General features: G+C 69.8%; 18 protein-coding genes. 12 read left to right on the top strand and 6 right to left on the bottom strand.

Annotated elements, in window-relative coordinates:
* The first annotated feature begins 277 nt into the window (after positions 1 to 277).
* The 6 genes from AC06E6_RS11225 (at position 278) to AC06E6_RS11250 (ending at position 4,449) form a co-directional block, all read left to right on the top strand.
* The gene (locus AC06E6_RS11225) at positions 278 to 1,066 is read left to right on the top strand and encodes an ABC transporter ATP-binding protein (RefSeq protein WP_104940037.1); all 789 of its coding nucleotides are present in this window, start codon (positions 278 to 280) and stop codon (positions 1,064 to 1,066) included.
* Positions 1,066 to 1,815 (top strand): MlaE family lipid ABC transporter permease subunit, encoded by a 750-nt coding sequence (locus AC06E6_RS11230; protein WP_104940038.1) that lies wholly within the window; start codon positions 1,066 to 1,068, stop codon positions 1,813 to 1,815. Before AC06E6_RS11225 ends, AC06E6_RS11230 begins: the two co-directional genes overlap by 1 nt.
* 107 nt (positions 1,816 to 1,922) lie before the next feature.
* A complete protein-coding gene (gene mlaD, locus AC06E6_RS11235) occupies positions 1,923 to 2,438 on the top strand; it encodes an outer membrane lipid asymmetry maintenance protein MlaD (protein WP_161614557.1) in 516 nt (171 codons plus the stop codon).
* Positions 2,439 to 2,440: 2 nt separating this feature from the next.
* A complete protein-coding gene (locus AC06E6_RS11240; RefSeq protein WP_104940039.1) occupies positions 2,441 to 3,109 on the top strand; it encodes an MlaC/ttg2D family ABC transporter substrate-binding protein in 669 nt (222 codons plus the stop codon).
* A complete protein-coding gene (locus AC06E6_RS11245) occupies positions 3,099 to 3,407 on the top strand; it encodes an STAS domain-containing protein (RefSeq protein ID WP_104940040.1) in 309 nt (102 codons plus the stop codon). The genes AC06E6_RS11240 and AC06E6_RS11245 overlap by 11 nt, the downstream gene beginning before the upstream one ends.
* A 1-nt stretch (position 3,408) precedes the next feature.
* On the top strand, positions 3,409 to 4,449 hold the full coding sequence (locus AC06E6_RS11250) for an MlaA family lipoprotein (RefSeq protein WP_478061365.1): 1,041 nt from the start codon (positions 3,409 to 3,411) through the stop codon (positions 4,447 to 4,449).
* Positions 4,450 to 4,540: 91 nt separating this feature from the next.
* On the opposite strand, the gene AC06E6_RS11255 is transcribed toward AC06E6_RS11250, so the two are convergent.
* From AC06E6_RS11255 to AC06E6_RS11270, 4 genes are all read right to left on the bottom strand, one after another.
* Complete coding sequence (locus AC06E6_RS11255; protein ID WP_313255990.1) at positions 4,541 to 4,723, bottom strand: hypothetical protein; 183 nt, start codon at positions 4,721 to 4,723, stop codon at positions 4,541 to 4,543.
* 84 nt (positions 4,724 to 4,807) lie between these two features.
* Positions 4,808 to 5,353, bottom strand: a complete 546-nt coding sequence (locus AC06E6_RS11260) for a glutathione peroxidase (protein WP_478061367.1) — start codon at positions 5,351 to 5,353, stop codon at positions 4,808 to 4,810.
* A gap of 42 nt (positions 5,354 to 5,395) precedes the next feature.
* Positions 5,396 to 6,088, bottom strand: coding sequence for an alpha/beta fold hydrolase (locus tag AC06E6_RS11265; protein WP_313232042.1), 693 nt, complete (start codon positions 6,086 to 6,088; stop codon positions 5,396 to 5,398).
* 67 nt (positions 6,089 to 6,155) lie between these two features.
* Complete coding sequence (locus AC06E6_RS11270; protein ID WP_478061369.1) at positions 6,156 to 7,721, bottom strand: DNA recombination protein RmuC; 1,566 nt, start codon at positions 7,719 to 7,721, stop codon at positions 6,156 to 6,158.
* Between the two features lie 81 nt (positions 7,722 to 7,802).
* Here AC06E6_RS11270 and AC06E6_RS11275 point away from each other — a divergent pair, with 81 nt between their 5' ends.
* The 4 genes from AC06E6_RS11275 (at position 7,803) to AC06E6_RS11290 (ending at position 11,150) form a co-directional block, all read left to right on the top strand.
* Positions 7,803 to 8,336, top strand: coding sequence for a nucleoside 2-deoxyribosyltransferase domain-containing protein (locus AC06E6_RS11275; protein WP_161614241.1), 534 nt, complete (start codon positions 7,803 to 7,805; stop codon positions 8,334 to 8,336).
* Positions 8,337 to 8,355: 19 nt separating this feature from the next.
* Positions 8,356 to 8,979: a leucine efflux protein LeuE gene (leuE, locus tag AC06E6_RS11280; protein WP_104940046.1), complete on the top strand. Its 624-nt coding sequence runs from the start codon at positions 8,356 to 8,358 to the stop codon at positions 8,977 to 8,979.
* A gap of 22 nt (positions 8,980 to 9,001) precedes the next feature.
* Entirely contained in the window at positions 9,002 to 9,358 is a 357-nt protein-coding gene (locus AC06E6_RS11285; protein WP_313256000.1) for a DUF488 domain-containing protein, read from the top strand.
* 352 nt (positions 9,359 to 9,710) lie between these two features.
* Positions 9,711 to 11,150: an amino acid permease gene (locus tag AC06E6_RS11290; RefSeq protein WP_478061373.1), complete on the top strand. Its 1,440-nt coding sequence runs from the start codon at positions 9,711 to 9,713 to the stop codon at positions 11,148 to 11,150.
* Positions 11,151 to 11,445: 295 nt separating this feature from the next.
* Here the strand turns inward: AC06E6_RS11290 and AC06E6_RS11295 are convergent, their stop codons facing one another.
* Both AC06E6_RS11295 and AC06E6_RS11300 read right to left on the bottom strand, forming a co-directional pair.
* Positions 11,446 to 12,687, bottom strand: coding sequence for a dipeptidase (locus AC06E6_RS11295; RefSeq protein ID WP_478061375.1), 1,242 nt, complete (start codon positions 12,685 to 12,687; stop codon positions 11,446 to 11,448).
* A gap of 147 nt (positions 12,688 to 12,834) precedes the next feature.
* Positions 12,835 to 14,004: a class I SAM-dependent rRNA methyltransferase gene (locus tag AC06E6_RS11300; RefSeq protein WP_478061377.1), complete on the bottom strand. Its 1,170-nt coding sequence runs from the start codon at positions 14,002 to 14,004 to the stop codon at positions 12,835 to 12,837.
* A gap of 277 nt (positions 14,005 to 14,281) precedes the next feature.
* Here AC06E6_RS11300 and AC06E6_RS11305 point away from each other — a divergent pair, with 277 nt between their 5' ends.
* Complete coding sequence (locus tag AC06E6_RS11305; RefSeq protein ID WP_104940328.1) at positions 14,282 to 15,241, top strand: TerC family protein; 960 nt, start codon at positions 14,282 to 14,284, stop codon at positions 15,239 to 15,241.
* A gap of 100 nt (positions 15,242 to 15,341) precedes the next feature.
* Positions 15,342 to 16,136 (top strand): rhomboid family intramembrane serine protease, encoded by a 795-nt coding sequence (locus AC06E6_RS11310; protein ID WP_104940051.1) that lies wholly within the window; start codon positions 15,342 to 15,344, stop codon positions 16,134 to 16,136.
* Positions 16,137 to 16,141 lie beyond the last annotated feature (5 nt).

The raw sequence follows: 16,141 nt of genomic DNA on the forward strand, positions 1-16,141 counted from the left end.
CCATTGTGCCGGAGCGGCGTCGCGTTGACTGCGACGCGCGCGGGCGCGACGTGGACGTGGCGGTGATCGGCGGTGGATGGCGCGGTTCGCGTGCCGTCGGCCACGGACGCGGGCACACGCCGCCGCAGCGCGTGTGACGACACCAGGGAGACTGGGCGTTCCGCGCATGGTCACTGACGCCCGGTGCCGGTCCGGCGACAATACTGCACGGTCCAGTTCTCTTTTGTTCAGGCGGACCCGATAATCCTGCCACGTTGGTTTTCCGTTAAAGGCCGCCATGTCCCTTCCCCGGACACCCCTGGTGCAGTTGTCCGACGTCCGCATCGACCGCGGCGGGCGCACGATCCTGCGCGACGTTTCGCTGGACGTGCCGCGCGGCAGCATCACCGCCGTGCTCGGCCCCTCGGGCACCGGCAAATCGACGCTGCTGGCGGCGTTGACCGGCGAGCTGCGCCCGGTCAGCGGCCAGGTGCGCCTGTTCGGGCAGGACATCCCGCAGGGCAACCGCGCGCTGCTGGAAATGCGCAAGAACATCGGCGTGCTGCTGCAGGGCAACGGCCTGCTGACCGACCTGACGGTCGCCGAGAACGTCGCCCTGCCGCTGCGGACCCACACCCGCCTGCCCGAGCCGGTGCTGCAGCGCCTGGTGCGGATGAAGCTGCACGCGGTGGGCCTGCTGGCCGCGGCCGATGCATGGCCGCGCGAACTGTCCGGTGGCATGGCGCGGCGCGTGGCGCTGGCCCGCGCGCTGGCGCTGGACCCGCCGCTGATGATCTACGACGAGCCGCTGACCGGGCTGGATCCGATCGCCTCGGGGGTGATCATGAGCCTGATCCAGCGCCTGAACCACAGCCTGGGGCTGACCAGCGTCATCGTCAGCCACCACGTGCACGAGACCCTGCCGATCTGCGACCACGCCGTGGTCATCGCCAACGCCGGCATCGTGTTCTCGGGCACGCCTGACCAGCTGCAGGCCAGCAGCGACCCGCTGGTGCGGCAGTTCCTGCACGGTCAGCCCGACGGCCCGATTCCGTTCGACGCCGCGCCGCGGCCGAGGGCTGCCTGATGCCGTTCGTGTCCTCGATCCGCTCGCTGGGCCGCGCCGGCCTGTTCTCGCTGACGGTACTGCGCGGCTCGCTGCCGACGCCCGATTTCCTCGCCGAGCTGACCCGCGAGATCTACAAGATCGGCGCGCGCTCGCTGCCGATCATCGCCGTGGGCGGCGCCTTCGTCGGCCTGGTGCTGACCCTGCAGGGCTACCGCACGCTGACCACCTTCGGCGCCGCCGATGCGCTGTCCACCCTGCTCGGGCTGTCGCTGTACCGCGAACTGGCACCGGTGCTGACCGCGCTGCTGTTCATCGGCCGTGCCGGCAGCTCCATCGCCGCCGAGCTGGGGCTGATGCGCGCCACCGACCAGATCAAGGCACTGGAACTGATGGCCATCGACCCAGTGGCCAAGGCGGTGGCGCCGCGCTTTTGGGCAGCGGTGCTGACCGTGCCGCTGCTGACCGGCGTGTTCTGTTCGCTGGCCATCACCGGCGGCTGGTTCGAGGCGGTGAAGGTGCTGGGCCAGGACAACGGCACGTTCTGGTCGGGGCTGCGCAGCAGCGTCGATTTCTGGGACGACTTCGCCGTGGCGCTGCTCAAGTCGGCGATCTTCGGCGGCACCGCCGCATTGGTCGCCGCCTATGTCGGCTTCCACGCCGAACCCACCATCGAAGGCACCTCGGTGGCCACCACCCGCGCGGTGGTGAATGCCTCGCTGCTGGTGCTGATGTTCAACTTCGTGCTTTCCGCACTGATGTTCCATTGATGCCAATCCCTGCCGGGTACCCGCGCGTGGCGGTGCGCGGATCCGACGAACAACCCGCTTCGCCCGCACCGGCGAGGCACCTGCTGGATCAGGAGTGAGACAACAACATGGCCATTCGTGGACCTCGACTCGAATTCTCCGTCGGCGCCTTCCTGCTGCTGGCGCTGGCGTCGCTGCTGGTACTGGCGGTGGCATCCACCAACCAGCGCTTCGGCATCGGCGGCGGCGACTACGTGCTCAAGGCGCGTTTCAGCCAGATCGGCCAGCTGCGGCCGCAGGCGCCAGTGAAGGTAGGTGGGGTGACCATCGGCCAAGTGGCCGATATTCAGCTGGACCCGGTTAAATACGACTCCATCGTCACCCTGTCGCTGGACGGCAAGTTCAAGGACCTGCCCGCCGACACCTCGGCCGGCATCTTCACCAGCGGCCTGCTGGGCGAAAGCTACATCGGCCTGCAGCCGGGCGGCGACCCGGACGTGCTCAAGTCCGGCGACGAGATCGTGTTCACGCAGCCGGCGGTGGACCTGATCCAGCTGGTCGGCAAGTACATGTTCAGCGGCGGCGGCAACAACGCCGCGTCCCCCCCGGGCCCCCACGAGACGCCCACCAAGGAAGAACCCTAATCATGAAAACCCGACTGCTCACCACCGCGCTCGCCGCCGCCCTGCTCGCCGCCGCCCCGTCGCTGGCGATGGCGCAGGCGCGCCCGGCAGCCAGCGCCGCGCAGCCTTCGGCCGCCGCGCGCACCGTGCTCGACGCCAGCTCGCGCATCCTGTCCACGCTGGAAACCCGCCGCGGTGAGTTCCGCGCCAACCCGACCGCGCTGCGCGGCTTCATCGACAGCGAACTGAGCCGTGGCTTCGACCGCGACTACGCCGCCCGCCTGGTGCTGGGCGTGCATGGCCGCGGCGCGGCCGATGCCGACGTCAAGCTGTTCGCCGACGCGATGGCCGACAACCTGATGGCCCGCTACGGCTCGGCCCTGCTCGACATCCAGGGCAAGCCCAGCTTCCGCTACAAGGGCGAGGCCGCGCTGCCGGGCAACCGTGGCGTGAAGGTGTCGACCGAACTGGTGCGCGCCGGCGCCGAGCCGACCCCGGTCGAATACCTGATGCGCAACGTCGGCGGCCAGTGGAAGATCTTCGACGTGATGATCGAAGGCATCTCCTACGTGCAGACCTTCAAGAACCAGTTCGACGCCCCGTTGCGGCAGAAGTCGATCAAGGAAGTGGCGGCCGAACTGCGCAACGGCAGCATGCAGGCCACCGCGGGCCCGGCACCCCGTGGCAAGTGACGCCACCGCGCGCGTCGAAGGCGACGCCCTGCACCTGGCCGGCACGCTGGACCGCGCCGCGGCGGTAGCGCTGTGGCCGCAGTTGCTGCGCCAGGTGGGCGGGCTGCGTCGGCTCGACCTGAACGCCGTCGAGCGCGTGGACAGCGCCGGGGTGGCGCTGCTGGCCGAGCTGTCTGCACGCATGCGTAGCAATGGTGGCGCTACCATCGTCGGCGCACCGGTGGGCCTGGACGAGCTGCGCGCGGCGTACCGGCTGTCACCGGACCTGGATTTCAACGCCTCTTCGGCGGAACACTGACATGAACCTCTTCCGCACCCTCCCGCTCCTGGCCGCCGTGCTCGTGCTGGGCGCCTGCGCCGGCAAGCCCGTGCGCGCGACCGCACCGCCCGCCAGCGCCAGCGTCGGCGCGGAGCCGTCCGGCTGCGCCAACGCCGCGTCCTGCGCGGGCGCACCGGCGCCGGCCACTGCACCGGCGCCGGTCCCGGTTGCCGACGTGGCGGCGCAGCCCGCCCGGGCATCCGACGACACGCTCGCGGGTACCCCGGCGCAGGCGACCCCGCCCAGCCCGGCCGCGGCGACCGACGCCGAGGACGATTTCGCCGCGCTGTACGGCCCCCCCGGTACGGAGCCCGGCAGCGGCGGCGATGGCGCGGCGCCGACCTACGATCCGTGGGAGAAGTACAACCGCCGTATGCACCGCTTCAACCTGGCGGTGGACCGCGGCATCGCCCGTCCGCTGGCTACCGCCTACGTGCAGGTGGTGCCGCGCGTGGCGCGCACCGGGGTCAGCAACTTCTTCAGCAACCTGCGCTTGCCGGTGACCATGGTCAACCAGCTGCTGCAGGGCCACGCCGACGACGCCTGGGACTCGCTGGGCCGGTTCCTGATGAATTCCACGCTCGGCATCGGCGGCCTGTTCGACCCCGCCAGCAAGGCCATGGTGCCGCGCCGCAGCGAGGACTTCGGGCAGACCCTGGGTGCCTGGGGCTGGCGCCAGTCGCGCTACGTGGAGCTGCCGTTCTTCGGCCCGCGTACCGTGCGCGACGTGTTCGGCCTGGCCGGCGACGTACCGTTGTCGCCGCTACGCCGGGTGGACACGGACACGCTGCGCATCGGCCTGCAGGGCCTGCAGCTGGTCGACACCCGGGTGCAGTTGCTGTCGCTGGACGACATCCGCGACAACGCGGTGGACGAGTACGCACTCACCCGCGATGCCTGGCTGCAGCGGCGCAATTACCAGATCGAGAAGGACCTGCGCCACGACCGCCGCCGCCACGGCGACGACGAGCAGACCACCATCCCGGTCGATGCGATGCCGATGCCCGAATGGGGGCGCTGAGCGCGCGGTGTGCAGTGCAGGTACGAAGAAAGCCCGGGGTAACCCCGGGCTTTCTTTTTTCCGGGCCGGCGTCGGCGCCCTGGACCGGGACTCAACTGCCGTCCGGGTGCCGGGATGCCTGGAGCACCAGCAACAGCGTGGCGAGCGGGCCAGGCAGCAGCGACAGCAGCCCCCGGTTCATGCCACTGCGTCCCTTGCCCTGGGCGAGCCCGGCGTTGATGAGCGCCAGGGTGAACCAGCCGACCGCGAACCCACCGGAATTGCCTGCCGTCATCCTGCGATTGCCTCTTCAGTCTGTTGCCCGATGCGGGGCGCGAAAACCGACCGCTGCCGCCCGGGCCGCGATCGGTGGCGGGGCTCAGGCCGCGAGCGCGGCATCGATCGCCGCACGCAGGCCGGCGTCATCGGCGGTGGTATCCGGCGAGAAGCGGCCGATGACCTGCCCGTCCTTGCCGACCAGGAACTTCTCGAAATTCCACAGGATGCCCGGCGCCGGGTTGGGTTCGATGCCGAAGCCGACCAGCTTCTCGCGCATCGGGCCTTCGCCGGCGGCCGCCGGCTGCGCCGCGATCAGCTGCTGGTACAGCGGGTGCACGTCGGCGCCGGCGACGCTGATCTTGGCGAACATGGGGAAGGTCACGTCGTAGGTGAGCGAGCAGAACTGCCGGATTTCGTCCTCGCTTCCCGGCTCCTGGCCGTTGAAGTTGTTGGCCGGGAAACCCAGCACCTCCAGCCCGGCGTCCTTCTTCTCGCGGTAGAGCTTTTCCAGCCCTTCGTACTGTGGCGTCAGCCCGCACTTGGAAGCGACGTTGACCAGCAGCAGCACCTTGCCGCGGTAGTCGCCCAGCGAGGCCGGGGCGCCGTCGAGGGTGGTCAGGGGGATGTCCTGGATGGCGGTAGCCATGGGGGGTTCCTGTGGTTGATTAGGCAGCCCAAGCATATCCGGTCAGGCGTCGATCCCTGCCGCAAATTCGCCGACGATCCTGGCGCAGGCCTCCGGCTCGGCCTGCAGCAACAGATGCGGACCTGCCACTTCCACCGTCCGACAACGTGGTATCGCAGCGCTCATCTGCCTGCCCGGATCGCGCTGGAGCAGCTTGTCGTCGCTGGCACGCAGATCGAGCACGGGCACGGCGATGGCGGCGCATCGCGCCAGCACGTCGACCCGCAGCGCGCTGGCGGCGCGGAAACGCAGCACATGGGGGGAAACCTGGCGCAATGCATGCCGCAGCGCGGCCTCAAGCGCTGGCGTCGCCCAACGCCCGAACAGCCACCAGGACAACAGCATCGATGGCGGGAGCGGGAAGGGAACGGCGTGCAGCAATGGGGCGAACGTACGCAAGAAGGGAACCGGTGCGGTTGCGAACGTAGTGGAGAGAACCAGGCCGCGCAGGTTGGCAGGCGGGTCTGCGGCGATGGAAAGCGCGACGGGTCCGGAGAAGGATTCGCCCAGCAGCACAAACGGTTTTTCTGGGAATGCAGCCCTGGAAATAACCTCCAGCTCGGCATAACCCAGCGGCCGGTCCGGGGGATACGGCACCACCTCAACGGAGTCGAACAGCGGCGCAGCGGCCTCAATGAATGCCGTGTGCAGCGTTGCCGTTCCGTCCAGACCGGGAAGGATGAGCAATGCGGTCATCTACATCCCCCATTGATGATGCTGCCGGGTGCCGGGCATCCGCGATGCGGTACGACGCTGCGGATCTTCAGTCCGTTGCGCTGGCATCGTCGCCCGTCATTCCATCGGTCAAGGCGCGCACGCTCTCCGGCTGCAGTTCCGGCGGCAGCGCCCTGCGCGCCTTGCTGCCGAGTTCGGCCAGGCGGCGGGCGCGGTTGGACACCGACTGCGGCGACTCGGTGAGGCGGTTGCGCGCCTGGGCAAAGGCCTTGCCCGCCTCCTCCAGCTTCCTGCCAACCATGTCGAACTCGGCCAGGAAGGCGACCAGCGCGTCGAGCACCTTGCCGCCGGTGTCGCTGATCTCCAGCGCCTGGCGCTGCACCTTGTCGCGCGTCCACAGCCGCTCGGTGACGCGCAGCAGCGCCATCAGCGTGTTCGGCGAGGCGAACACCACGCGGCGATCGAACGCATAGGACTGCAGGTCCATGTCCACGCCGAGCGCGGCCGAGAGCGCGCCTTCGATCGGGACGAAGGCGATGGTCACGTCCAGTGCGTCACCGCCGATGGCCTTGGGGTAGTTCTTGTCGCCCAGGTCCTTGACGTGCTGGCGCAGGCCGATGGCATGGCGGCGCAGGGCTTCGTCCTGCTGCTCGGGCGTGGCCGCGTTCATCGCTTCCTGCCAGGCGATGAGGTTGACCTTGCTGTCAATCACCACCGCGCGCTGGTCGGGGAAACGCACCACCACGTCCGGGCGCAGGCTGTCGCCTTCGTCGGTGGTGGCATGGGCCTGGCGCTCGTAGTGGATGCCCTCTTCCAGGCCGGAGCCGCGCAGCACGTTGTCGAGCATCAGTTCGCCCCAGTCGCCGCGCACCTTGGCGCTGCCCTTCAGCGCGCTGGTCAGCGCGGCGGCCTGCGCCGCCATGTCCTGGTTGAGGGTCTTGAGCTCACCCACCGCGCCGAGCAGGCTGGCGCGCTCGCGCGCCTCTTCACCGTACAGGGTGTCCACCCGCTGCCGGAACTCGCCCAGCTTGTCGGCGAACGGCTTGAGCAGGGTCTCGATGTCGGCGCGCGACTGGCCGGTGGCCAGGCGCACGTTCTTCTCGAACTGCTGGCCCTTCTCGTCGAACACCTTGGCGGCCAGTTCGGTGAAGGCGCCGGACAGGTTCTCGCGCGCCGCGGCGATCCAGTCGCGCAGCTGTTCCTGCGCCTGTCGCGCATGCTGCAGCTCGGCCAGCAGGCGCGCGCTGTCGGCCCGCGCGGCGTGCAGGGCCTGGCGCTCGCGTTCCAGCGACGCGCTCAGTTCGGCGAGCTGCGCGCGGGCGTCGGCCAGCGCCGCCTCGCGCTCGGCCAGGCGCACCGCGGCCTCGGCCGATTGCGTGGCTTCGCGTTCGATGCGCTGGTTCAGGGCGGCCAGCTGCCGGGCCTGCTCGGCCTGTTCGCGACGCTCGTGTTCCATTTCCGCGGCCAGCGATTCCAGGCGCCCGCGCAGCTGGCCGGCGTCGATGGCGGCGGCATTGGCGCGCTGGCGTTCGACGTCCAGGTCGCGGGCGAGCGCTTCAGCGTGCCCGTTGCCGCCAATGCGACGGAACACGAACACCAGCAGCACGATGACGGCCAGCAGCAGGCCGGCCAGGATCAGGGTTTCGGTTTGCATGGGGCAAAGTGTAGCCCCGCGCGTCTCACCGGCTGCGCCGCTTCTGCGATCATGTGCACCCCACGCGCATTCCCGCCCGCCATGAAGCCGTTGCTGCTGTCCTGCCTGTTGCTGCTGTCGCCGGTCGCCGCGGCGGGTTCGCAGACGATCACCTCGCCCGCCCCCATTCCCGCGGGCGACGCACGGCCCAGGGTGTTCCTGGCCGGCAGCATCGAGATGGGCAGGGCCGGCGACTGGCAGCAGCAGGTGCAGCAGGCGCTGGCCGACGAGGACGTGGTGCTGCTCAACCCACGCCGCGCCGACTGGAACCCGGCCTGGCGCGCCGAGGCCGACGAGCCGGAGTTCCGTCGCCAGGTGGAATGGGAGCTGGCAGCACTGGAACAGGCCGACATCGTGCTGATGTACTTCGCGCCGGGCACGCAGAGCCCGGTCACCCTGCTCGAGTTCGGCCTGTATGCGCGCTCGGGCAAGCTGCTGGTGGCCGCGCCGGCAGGTTTCTGGCGCAAGGGCAATCTGGACATCACCGGCGACCGCTACCAGGTACCGCGGCATGACGACCTGCAGGCGCTGATCGCCGCGGTGAAACAGCGCCTTGCCATGCAGCGCGCGCGCTGAGCCGGCCGGGACCAGCGCCATGCCGTGGATGGGCATCAACGACCTGGGCACCTTCGTGGTGGCCGTCATCCTGTTCCTGATGCTGCCCGGGCCGGGCACCTTCACCCTGCTCACCGCCACCGCGCGCGGCGGCGTGCGCGCCGGCTACGCGACGCTGGCCGGGTTGATGCTGGGCGACCAGATCCTGATCGCCATCGCCGCCACCGGCGTGGCCGCGCTGCTGAAGGCACATCCGCTGCTGTTCGCCGGGCTGCGCTACGTCGGCGCGGCCTACCTGGTCTGGGTCGGCCTGCAACTGCTGCGCGAACCGGCCGCCGCGGCCGGCGCCACGGCGCAGCAGTGGGGCCGGCGCTGGTTCCGGCAGGCGTTGCTGGTGGGCGTGCTCAACCCCAAGGCGATCCTGTTCTACATGGCGTTCTTCCCGCTGTTCATCGACCCGGCCACGCAGCGTGGCGCGTTGACCCTGGGGCTGATGGCCGGGTTGATCGCGGTACTGAGCGTGGGCTGGTGCTCGGTGCTGATCTTCGGCGGCCAGTTCATCGCCCGGCGCCTGGCCGGGTACCCACGCGTGGGCGTGTGGCTGCGGCGCGCGGTCGGCGTATGCTTGATCGCATTCGGGGTACGGCTCGGGCTGGAAGGCTGAGCCCCGGCGCCGGGAGGTCGGCATGCCCATCCATTGCAAGCGCGCCTATGAACCGGCCAGCGACGGCGACGGCCAGCGCTTCCTGGTCGACCGCCTGTGGCCGCGCGGGGTCAGCCGCGCCCGGCTACAGGCGCAATGGCTCAAGGACGTGGCGCCCAGCAACGAACTGCGGCAGTGGTTCGACCACCGCGCCGAGCGCTGGGACGCATTCCGCCAGCGCTACTGGCGCGAGCTGGCCGCGCAGCCACGGCTGCTGGCGCCGCTGCGCGATGCGCTGGACGCCGGGCCGGTGACCCTGGTCTACGCCGCCCGCGACACCGAACACAACCAGGCCGTGGCCCTGCGCGAGTACCTGCTGGCGCATCCGCGCCGCGCGTAGGTACGGGGCTTGCCGCGTACGGGGTTCGCCGCGGCGCGCCATCGGCGAAGCCCGGCGCAGTGAGCCCCCATGGCCACGACGTGGATGCGCCGCATCTTGCCGGCAGGTCCTGTCCCCCCATCGCCCCCAGGCGCTGCATCGGGCGCCCTGCCCCGCTTCGTCCACGCCGCCCCCCGGGCGCATTGGCGGGCGGCGCCATCAACACCTGGCTGGCGGCTTTTGTGCCGGATCCGTCGCCCCGGCTACCGCCCATCGCCAAAGCCCATGAAAGCAACGGGAAATTCTGGCTTTGCTGCGCTGCGTTCGGCGAAACTCGGCCCCTTTCCCGAATACCACGAACCGCGAGGTCCGCATGCAGTCCTGGCTCCGGCGCAAATCCATCGACCAACTCACCCAGCACGAGGAAGGCCGCCGCCTGATCCCGTCGCTGAGCTGGCCCCACCTGGTCGCGCTGGGCATCGGCGCCATCGTCGGCACCGGCATCTACACCCTGATCGGCGTGGGTGCGGACAAGGCCGGCCCGGCAGTGTTGATCTCGTTCATCGTCGCCGGCATCGTCTGCGCCTGCGCGGCGCTGGCCTATGCCGAACTGTCGACGATGATGCCGGCCGCCGGCAGCGCCTATACCTACAGCTACAGCGCGCTGGGCGAGACCATCGCCTGGGTGGTGGGCTGGAGCCTGATCCTGGAATACTCGCTGGTGGTCAGCACGGTGGCGGTGGGCTGGTCCGGCTATTTCGTCGGCTTCCTGGAATGGCTGCACACCTCCTTCGGCTGGAACGTGGTGCTGCCGCCATCGCTGGCCGCGGGCCCGCACGTGGAAGGCGGCTTGCTCAACGTGCCGGCCATCGTCATCACCTTCCTGGTCGCCGGCATGCTGATCGCCGGCACCCGCGAGAGCGCCACGGTCAACGCGGTGCTGGTGGTGCTCAAGCTGATCGCGCTGGCGGTGTTCGTGTGGGTGGCATTGCCGGCGTTCGACCCGGCCAACCTGCAGCCGTTCATGCCCTATGGCTTCCCCAAGTCGCTCGGTCCGGACGGGGTCGAGCGCGGGGTGATGGCCGCGGCGGCGATCATCTTCTTCGCCTTCTACGGCTTCGATGCGATCTCCACCGCCGCCGAGGAAACCAAGAACCCCAGGCGCGACCTGTCGATCGGCATCATCGGCTCGATGGTCGGCTGCACCCTGATCTACCTGCTGGTGGCGCTGGCCGCGGTCGGCGCCATGAGCTACACGGTGTTCGGCAAGAGCGCCGAGCCGCTGGCGCTGATCATGCGCGAACTGGGCCACGGCACCGCCGCGCTGGTGATCGGCGTGGTCGCGATCATCGCCCTGCCCACCGTGCTGCTGGCGTTCTTCTACGGCCAGAGCCGCATCTTCTTCGTGATGTCGCGCGATGGTCTGCTGCCGCGCGGGCTGTCGCTGGTGAACCCGCGCACCGGCACCCCGGTGACCATCACCGTGTTCACCGCGGTGCTGGTGGCCGCGCTGGCCGGGGTGGCGCGGCTGGACGAGATCGCCGCGCTGGCCAATGCCGGCACCCTGGCCGCGTTCACCGCGGTCGGCCTGTGCCTGCTGGTGCTGCGCCGGCGCGAACCCGGCCGCGCGCGTACCTTCCGCACGCCGCTGGCGTGGGTGGTCGGCCCGATCGCGATCCTGGGCTGCATCTACCTGTTCTTCAGCCTGCCCACCCGCACCCAGTTGTGGTTCGCGCTGTGGAACGTGTTCGGTCTGGTGGTCTACGTGCTCTACAGCCGCCGCAATGCGGTGCTCGGCAAGCCGCCGGGCTGACCCCGGCGGCGACCCCGGCACGCGGCGGGGCAACGTGCGTTGACCCACGCGGGCAACGCGCGCGCGCGGCGACCGCCGCGGCTTCGTGCCCGGGTACGAAGCGCAGCGCCGGGCGCGCCGGGTGGATCCATCCCAGGGAAACTGCGGCGGCCGATCACGGCCGCGGACAGACCGGCCGACCCGGGAACCGGCGCTGCCGCTGCCGTGGCAGCGAAGGCGCCGGGCATGCGGCGCTCGGCCTCGCCGTCGCGCGGCCAGCGCGGCCACGCGACGCAGCGGTGGCAATGGCGCCCGGTTACTTCGCGGCGTTCTTCGCCGCGTAGTCCTGCGCCTGGCGCATCACCCGCAGCACGTTGCCGCTCCAGATATTGGCGATCTGCGCATCGCTCAGGCCGCGGCGCTGCAGCCAGGCGGTGATCTTGGGCAGGTCGGTGACGTCGCGCATGCCCGGCAGGCCGCCACCGCCGTCCCAATCCATGCCGATGCCGACGTGGTCGGGGCCGACGACATCGAGCAGGTGGGCGAAATGGACGAAGAAGTCGTCCAGCGTCGCCCGCCGCCGCGGCAGGCGCTGGTCCAGCTCGGCCATCCCCCGCGCCAGCGCCACGCCCTGCTCGATCGGCATGCCATCCCAGCCGCCGAGCCGCTTTTCGAGGTCTTCCTCGGCCTGCTTGCGCTCCGGGCTGGGGGTCTCGTCGAGCAGGTAGCCGCCGTAGGCGTTGACCTGGATCACCCCGCCCTTGGCGGCGAGCTGGCGCAGGCGCGCGTCGTCCAGGTTGCGCGGATGGTCGAACACCGCCTTGGCGGCGCTGTGCGAGAGGATGAACGGCACCGGCAGCATCGCCGCCAGGTCATCGAACACCGCGTCGGACGCATGCGACTGGTCGATCACGATGCCCAGCCGCACCGCCTCGTGCACCAGCGCCTTGCCGGCCGGGCTCAGGCCCTTCCACTCCGCGCCCTTGGGGTCGGTGGCCGAATCGGCGAACTCGTTGTTGGCGAAGTGCACGGTGGACAGCAGGCGCAGCCCGGCCTTGTGGTAGAAGCCCAGCAGCGACGGGTCGGCCACCAGCGGGCTGCCGTTCTCCATGCTGATGTAGACCACGCGCTTGCCGGCGGCCTTGATCCGCGCGGCATCGTCGGCGGTGAGCGCCAGCTGGAAGCGGTCCGGGTGCGCGGCCAGCATTTCGCGGATCTCGATCAGCCGCATCAGGCCGTGGTCGCGCTCGGCCAGGTGCGCGGCGGGGCTGCGGTCGCCCTGGTCGGTGTAGATCGCCCAGAAGCCGCCGTCGAGCGCGCCGTCGAGCATGCGCGGGTAATCCACCTGCGACAGCGCGTTGTGGTCGTGGCGGTGCAGGATGTCGAAGCCGGGCCGGGCCAGGTTGGCCGGGGTATCCAGGTGGCTGTCCAGGGTCAGCAGGCGCTGCTGCAGGGCCTTGGCGCGGGCTAGTTCGGCCTGGGTGAATTCGACCGCCTGGACGGACAACGGGGCGCCCAGCGCCAGGGCGAGCAGCAGGGACAGACGACGCAGCGACATGCGGGCCTCGGCTTCGGGGAAAGGCCACGACCATACCGCCGCCGCGGCGCGGACCGGTAGTACCCGCCGTTGCTACAGCCATAGCCGCCGGGCATGGCGCCCGATCCGCGCGCTATGGGAGCGACCGTTGCCGCTCCCCTGGAATGCTCAGTCCACCACGCGGCAGAACACCGCCTTGAGGTAGCGCGATTCCTGCACGTGCGCCATGAACGGGTGGTCCGGGCCGGCGCCGGCCACCTTCAGGATCTGCAGGGTGCGGCCGGCGTAGAACGCGGCGCGGCGCAGCATGTCCAGGAACTGCTCCTCGGACACCAGGCCGGTGCAGGAGAAGGTGGCGAACAGGCCACCGGGCTTGACCACGCCCAGCGCCAGCTTGTTCATGTCCAGGTACTTCTTCAGCGCGTTGATCACCTGGTCGCGGTCGCGGGTCATCTTGGCCGGATCCAGGATCACCACGTCGTACTGTTCGCCGCGGTTGGCGGCATCGCGCAGCCACGGGAAGATGTCGGCCTGCACGAACTTCGGCTTGGCGTTGTTGAGCCGGGCGTTGCCCTTGGCGATCTGGATCACGTTCTGGTCGATGTCCACGCCCAGCACCTCGCTGGCGCCGCGCGCGGCCGCGTACACGGCGAAGCCGCCGGTGTTGCAGCACAGGTCCAGCACGCTCCTGCCTTCGACCTGCTGGCTCAGCCACTGCCGGTTCTCGCGCTGGTCGGCGAAAAAGCCGGTCTTGTGCGCGCCGGCCGGGTCAGCACGGAACTTGATGCCGTACTCGGTGATGACCGCTGGTTCGGTGGTGGTGTTGCCGTGGAAGTCGAAGCTCTCCTGCTTCTGCACGTGTTCGTCGGCGAAGCTGTGGAAGCGGCAACCCGGGAACTGCGCGCGCAGCGCCTCGTAGATCCATTCGCGGTGGCGGAACATGCCGGCGGCGAAGAACTCGACCACGATCAGGTCGTCGTAGCGGTCCACCACCAGCCCGGACAGGCCGTCGCCCTCGCTGTGCACCACGCGCCACGCGTTGGACACTTGGTCCAGCTTGAGCACGTCACGACGCAGTGACACCGCGTCGGCGATCCTGGCGGCGAACCAGGCCTGGTCCACGTCCACGTCGCGGCGGGTTTCCAGGATGCGCACGGCGATGCGCGAGTGGCCGTTGTAGAAGCCGCGGCCGATCCACTCCCCATCCACCCCGACCACGTCGACGATGGTGCCGGGCTTGGGCTTGGCGACGGGCTTTTCGACCAGCTTCTGGAAAATCCACGGGTGGCTGGAGCGCCACGCGTTCTTCAGGCGTACGACGGGAAGGGGGGTATTCATGGGCGCCATTGTAACGGGCGCCGGGCCGCCGCCGCGGCGCATTCATTGACGGCAAAGCGTCAAGCCGGCACTATCGGCGGCTGAAGGGGAGTAGCTCCCAGACGTTGTCGCCGTCAGTTCGAGCCGCAAGGCTCCGGTGCAACGGCAGTCCCGGCCCCGGGACTGTGAGCAAGACCTTCGCCGCATAGGCGAAGCTCTGTCCCCGGTCTCCCCGATTCCGTGTCCAGTTCTTGGCCCCTGCGGTTCCCAGAACCTCCACATGACCGGAACTCCCATGATCCAGACAATCGGTAATCCCTGGCTTTGGGGCGGCTTCGTCGCCGTCGTCATCGCCGCCCTGTTGATCGACCTGGTGCTGATGCGCCACGGCGGCCCGCACAAGGTGACCTTCAAGGAAGCCCTGCTGTGGTCGATCGGCTGGGTCGCCCTGGCCCTGGCCTTCAACGCCGGCCTCTGGTACTACCTGAACGAGACCGCCGGTACCGCGGTGGCCAATGAAATCGGCCTGCAGTTCCTGACCGGCTACCTGATCGAAAAGGCGCTGGCGGTCGACAACATCTTCGTCTTCCTGCTGATCATGGGCTACTTCGCGGTGCCCGAGACGGCGCGGCAGCGCGTGCTGATCATCGGCATCCTGGGTGCCATTGCGCTGCGTACGGTGATGATCTTCGCCGGCACCGTGCTGGTCAGCCAGTTCCATTGGCTGCTCTACGTGTTCGGCGCGTTCCTGCTGTTCACCGGCTGGAAGATGTGGTTCGCCGCCGGCCAGGAACCGAGCCTGGACGACAACCCCGCGCTGAAGTTCATGCGCCGGCACCTGCGCATCACCCATGAGTACAACGGCAACCGCCTGATGGCCGAGAAGAACGGCGTGCGCTGGTTCACCCCGATGTTCGTGGTGCTGGTGCTGATCGCGGTCACCGACGTGATCTTCGCGGTGGATTCGATCCCGGCGATCTTCGCCATCACCACCGACCCGTTCATCGTACTGACCTCCAACGTGTTCGCGGTGCTGGGCCTGCGCGCGATGTTCTTCCTGCTGGCCGGCATGGCCGACCGCTTCCACCTGCTGCCGTACGGCCTGGCGGTGATCCTGGGCTTCATCGGCGCCAAGATGCTGCTGATCGACCTGTACAAGATCCCGGTGCCGGTGTCGCTGGGCGTGGTCGCCGCGATCCTGGTGGTGACGATGGTGCTGAGCCTGAAGCTGCCGCCCAAGGGCGGGCACAAGGCCTGACCCGGAACCGGCATACGCCGCGATTGTCCCGCCGGTGGTACGCCGGCGTCCCGATGCGGCGCCCTTGCATTCACTGCAGGGCGCCGCAATCCCGAAAGCCATGGACACTTCCAACACGCCAGACACCGGCCAGACCTCGGCCACCGACCGCAGCAGCGACCGCCGTCGCGTGCTGCGCGCCTTCAACCTGAGCCTGGGTTTCGTGCTGCTGCTGGTGGCGATGTTCGCGCTGCAGCAGACCGGCTGGGACTGGCGGCCCTGGGCGGTGGGCCCGCACGACACCGCGGGCCTGTTGGGGCTGCTCGGCGCGCCGCTGCTGCACGGTTCCATCGAACACCTGGCGGCCAACGCGGCCGCGCTGCTGATCCTGGGAACCCTGGCCGGCGCCGTCTACCCGAAGGCGACGCTGCGCGCGTTGCCACTGCTGTGGCTGGGCTCGGGCGTCGGTGCGTGGATGCTGGGCGAGCCCGGCAGCCACCACCTCGGCGCCAGCGGCATCACCCATGGCCTGATGTTCCTGGTGCTGGGGTTGGGCCTGCTGCGCCGCGACCGCGCCGCGATCGCCGCCGGCATGATCGGCGTGCTGTTCTACGGGGGCATGGTGATGACCGTGCTGCCGCACGAGCCCGGCGTGTCGTGGCAGTCGCACATGGGTGGCGCGGCCGCCGGCGTGATCGCCGCCCTGCTGTTCCGCCATGCCGACCCGCTGGCACCGCGCAAGCGCTACAGCTGGGAGGACGAGGACGAACAGGACGACGCCGATGCGCCGCTGGCCGATGCCGAGCTGGAGCCGCCGTCGCCCGGCCAGGTGCCGGTGCTGTGGCAGCCGCGCGAGGGCCGCGACTACGAGGTGGTGGTGCAGCTGCGCCCGCGCCCGCGCCGCGACCCGTCGTGACCGGG

The sequence above is a fragment of the Stenotrophomonas sp. Steno-Z10-HUANG genome, assembly GCF_056393075.1.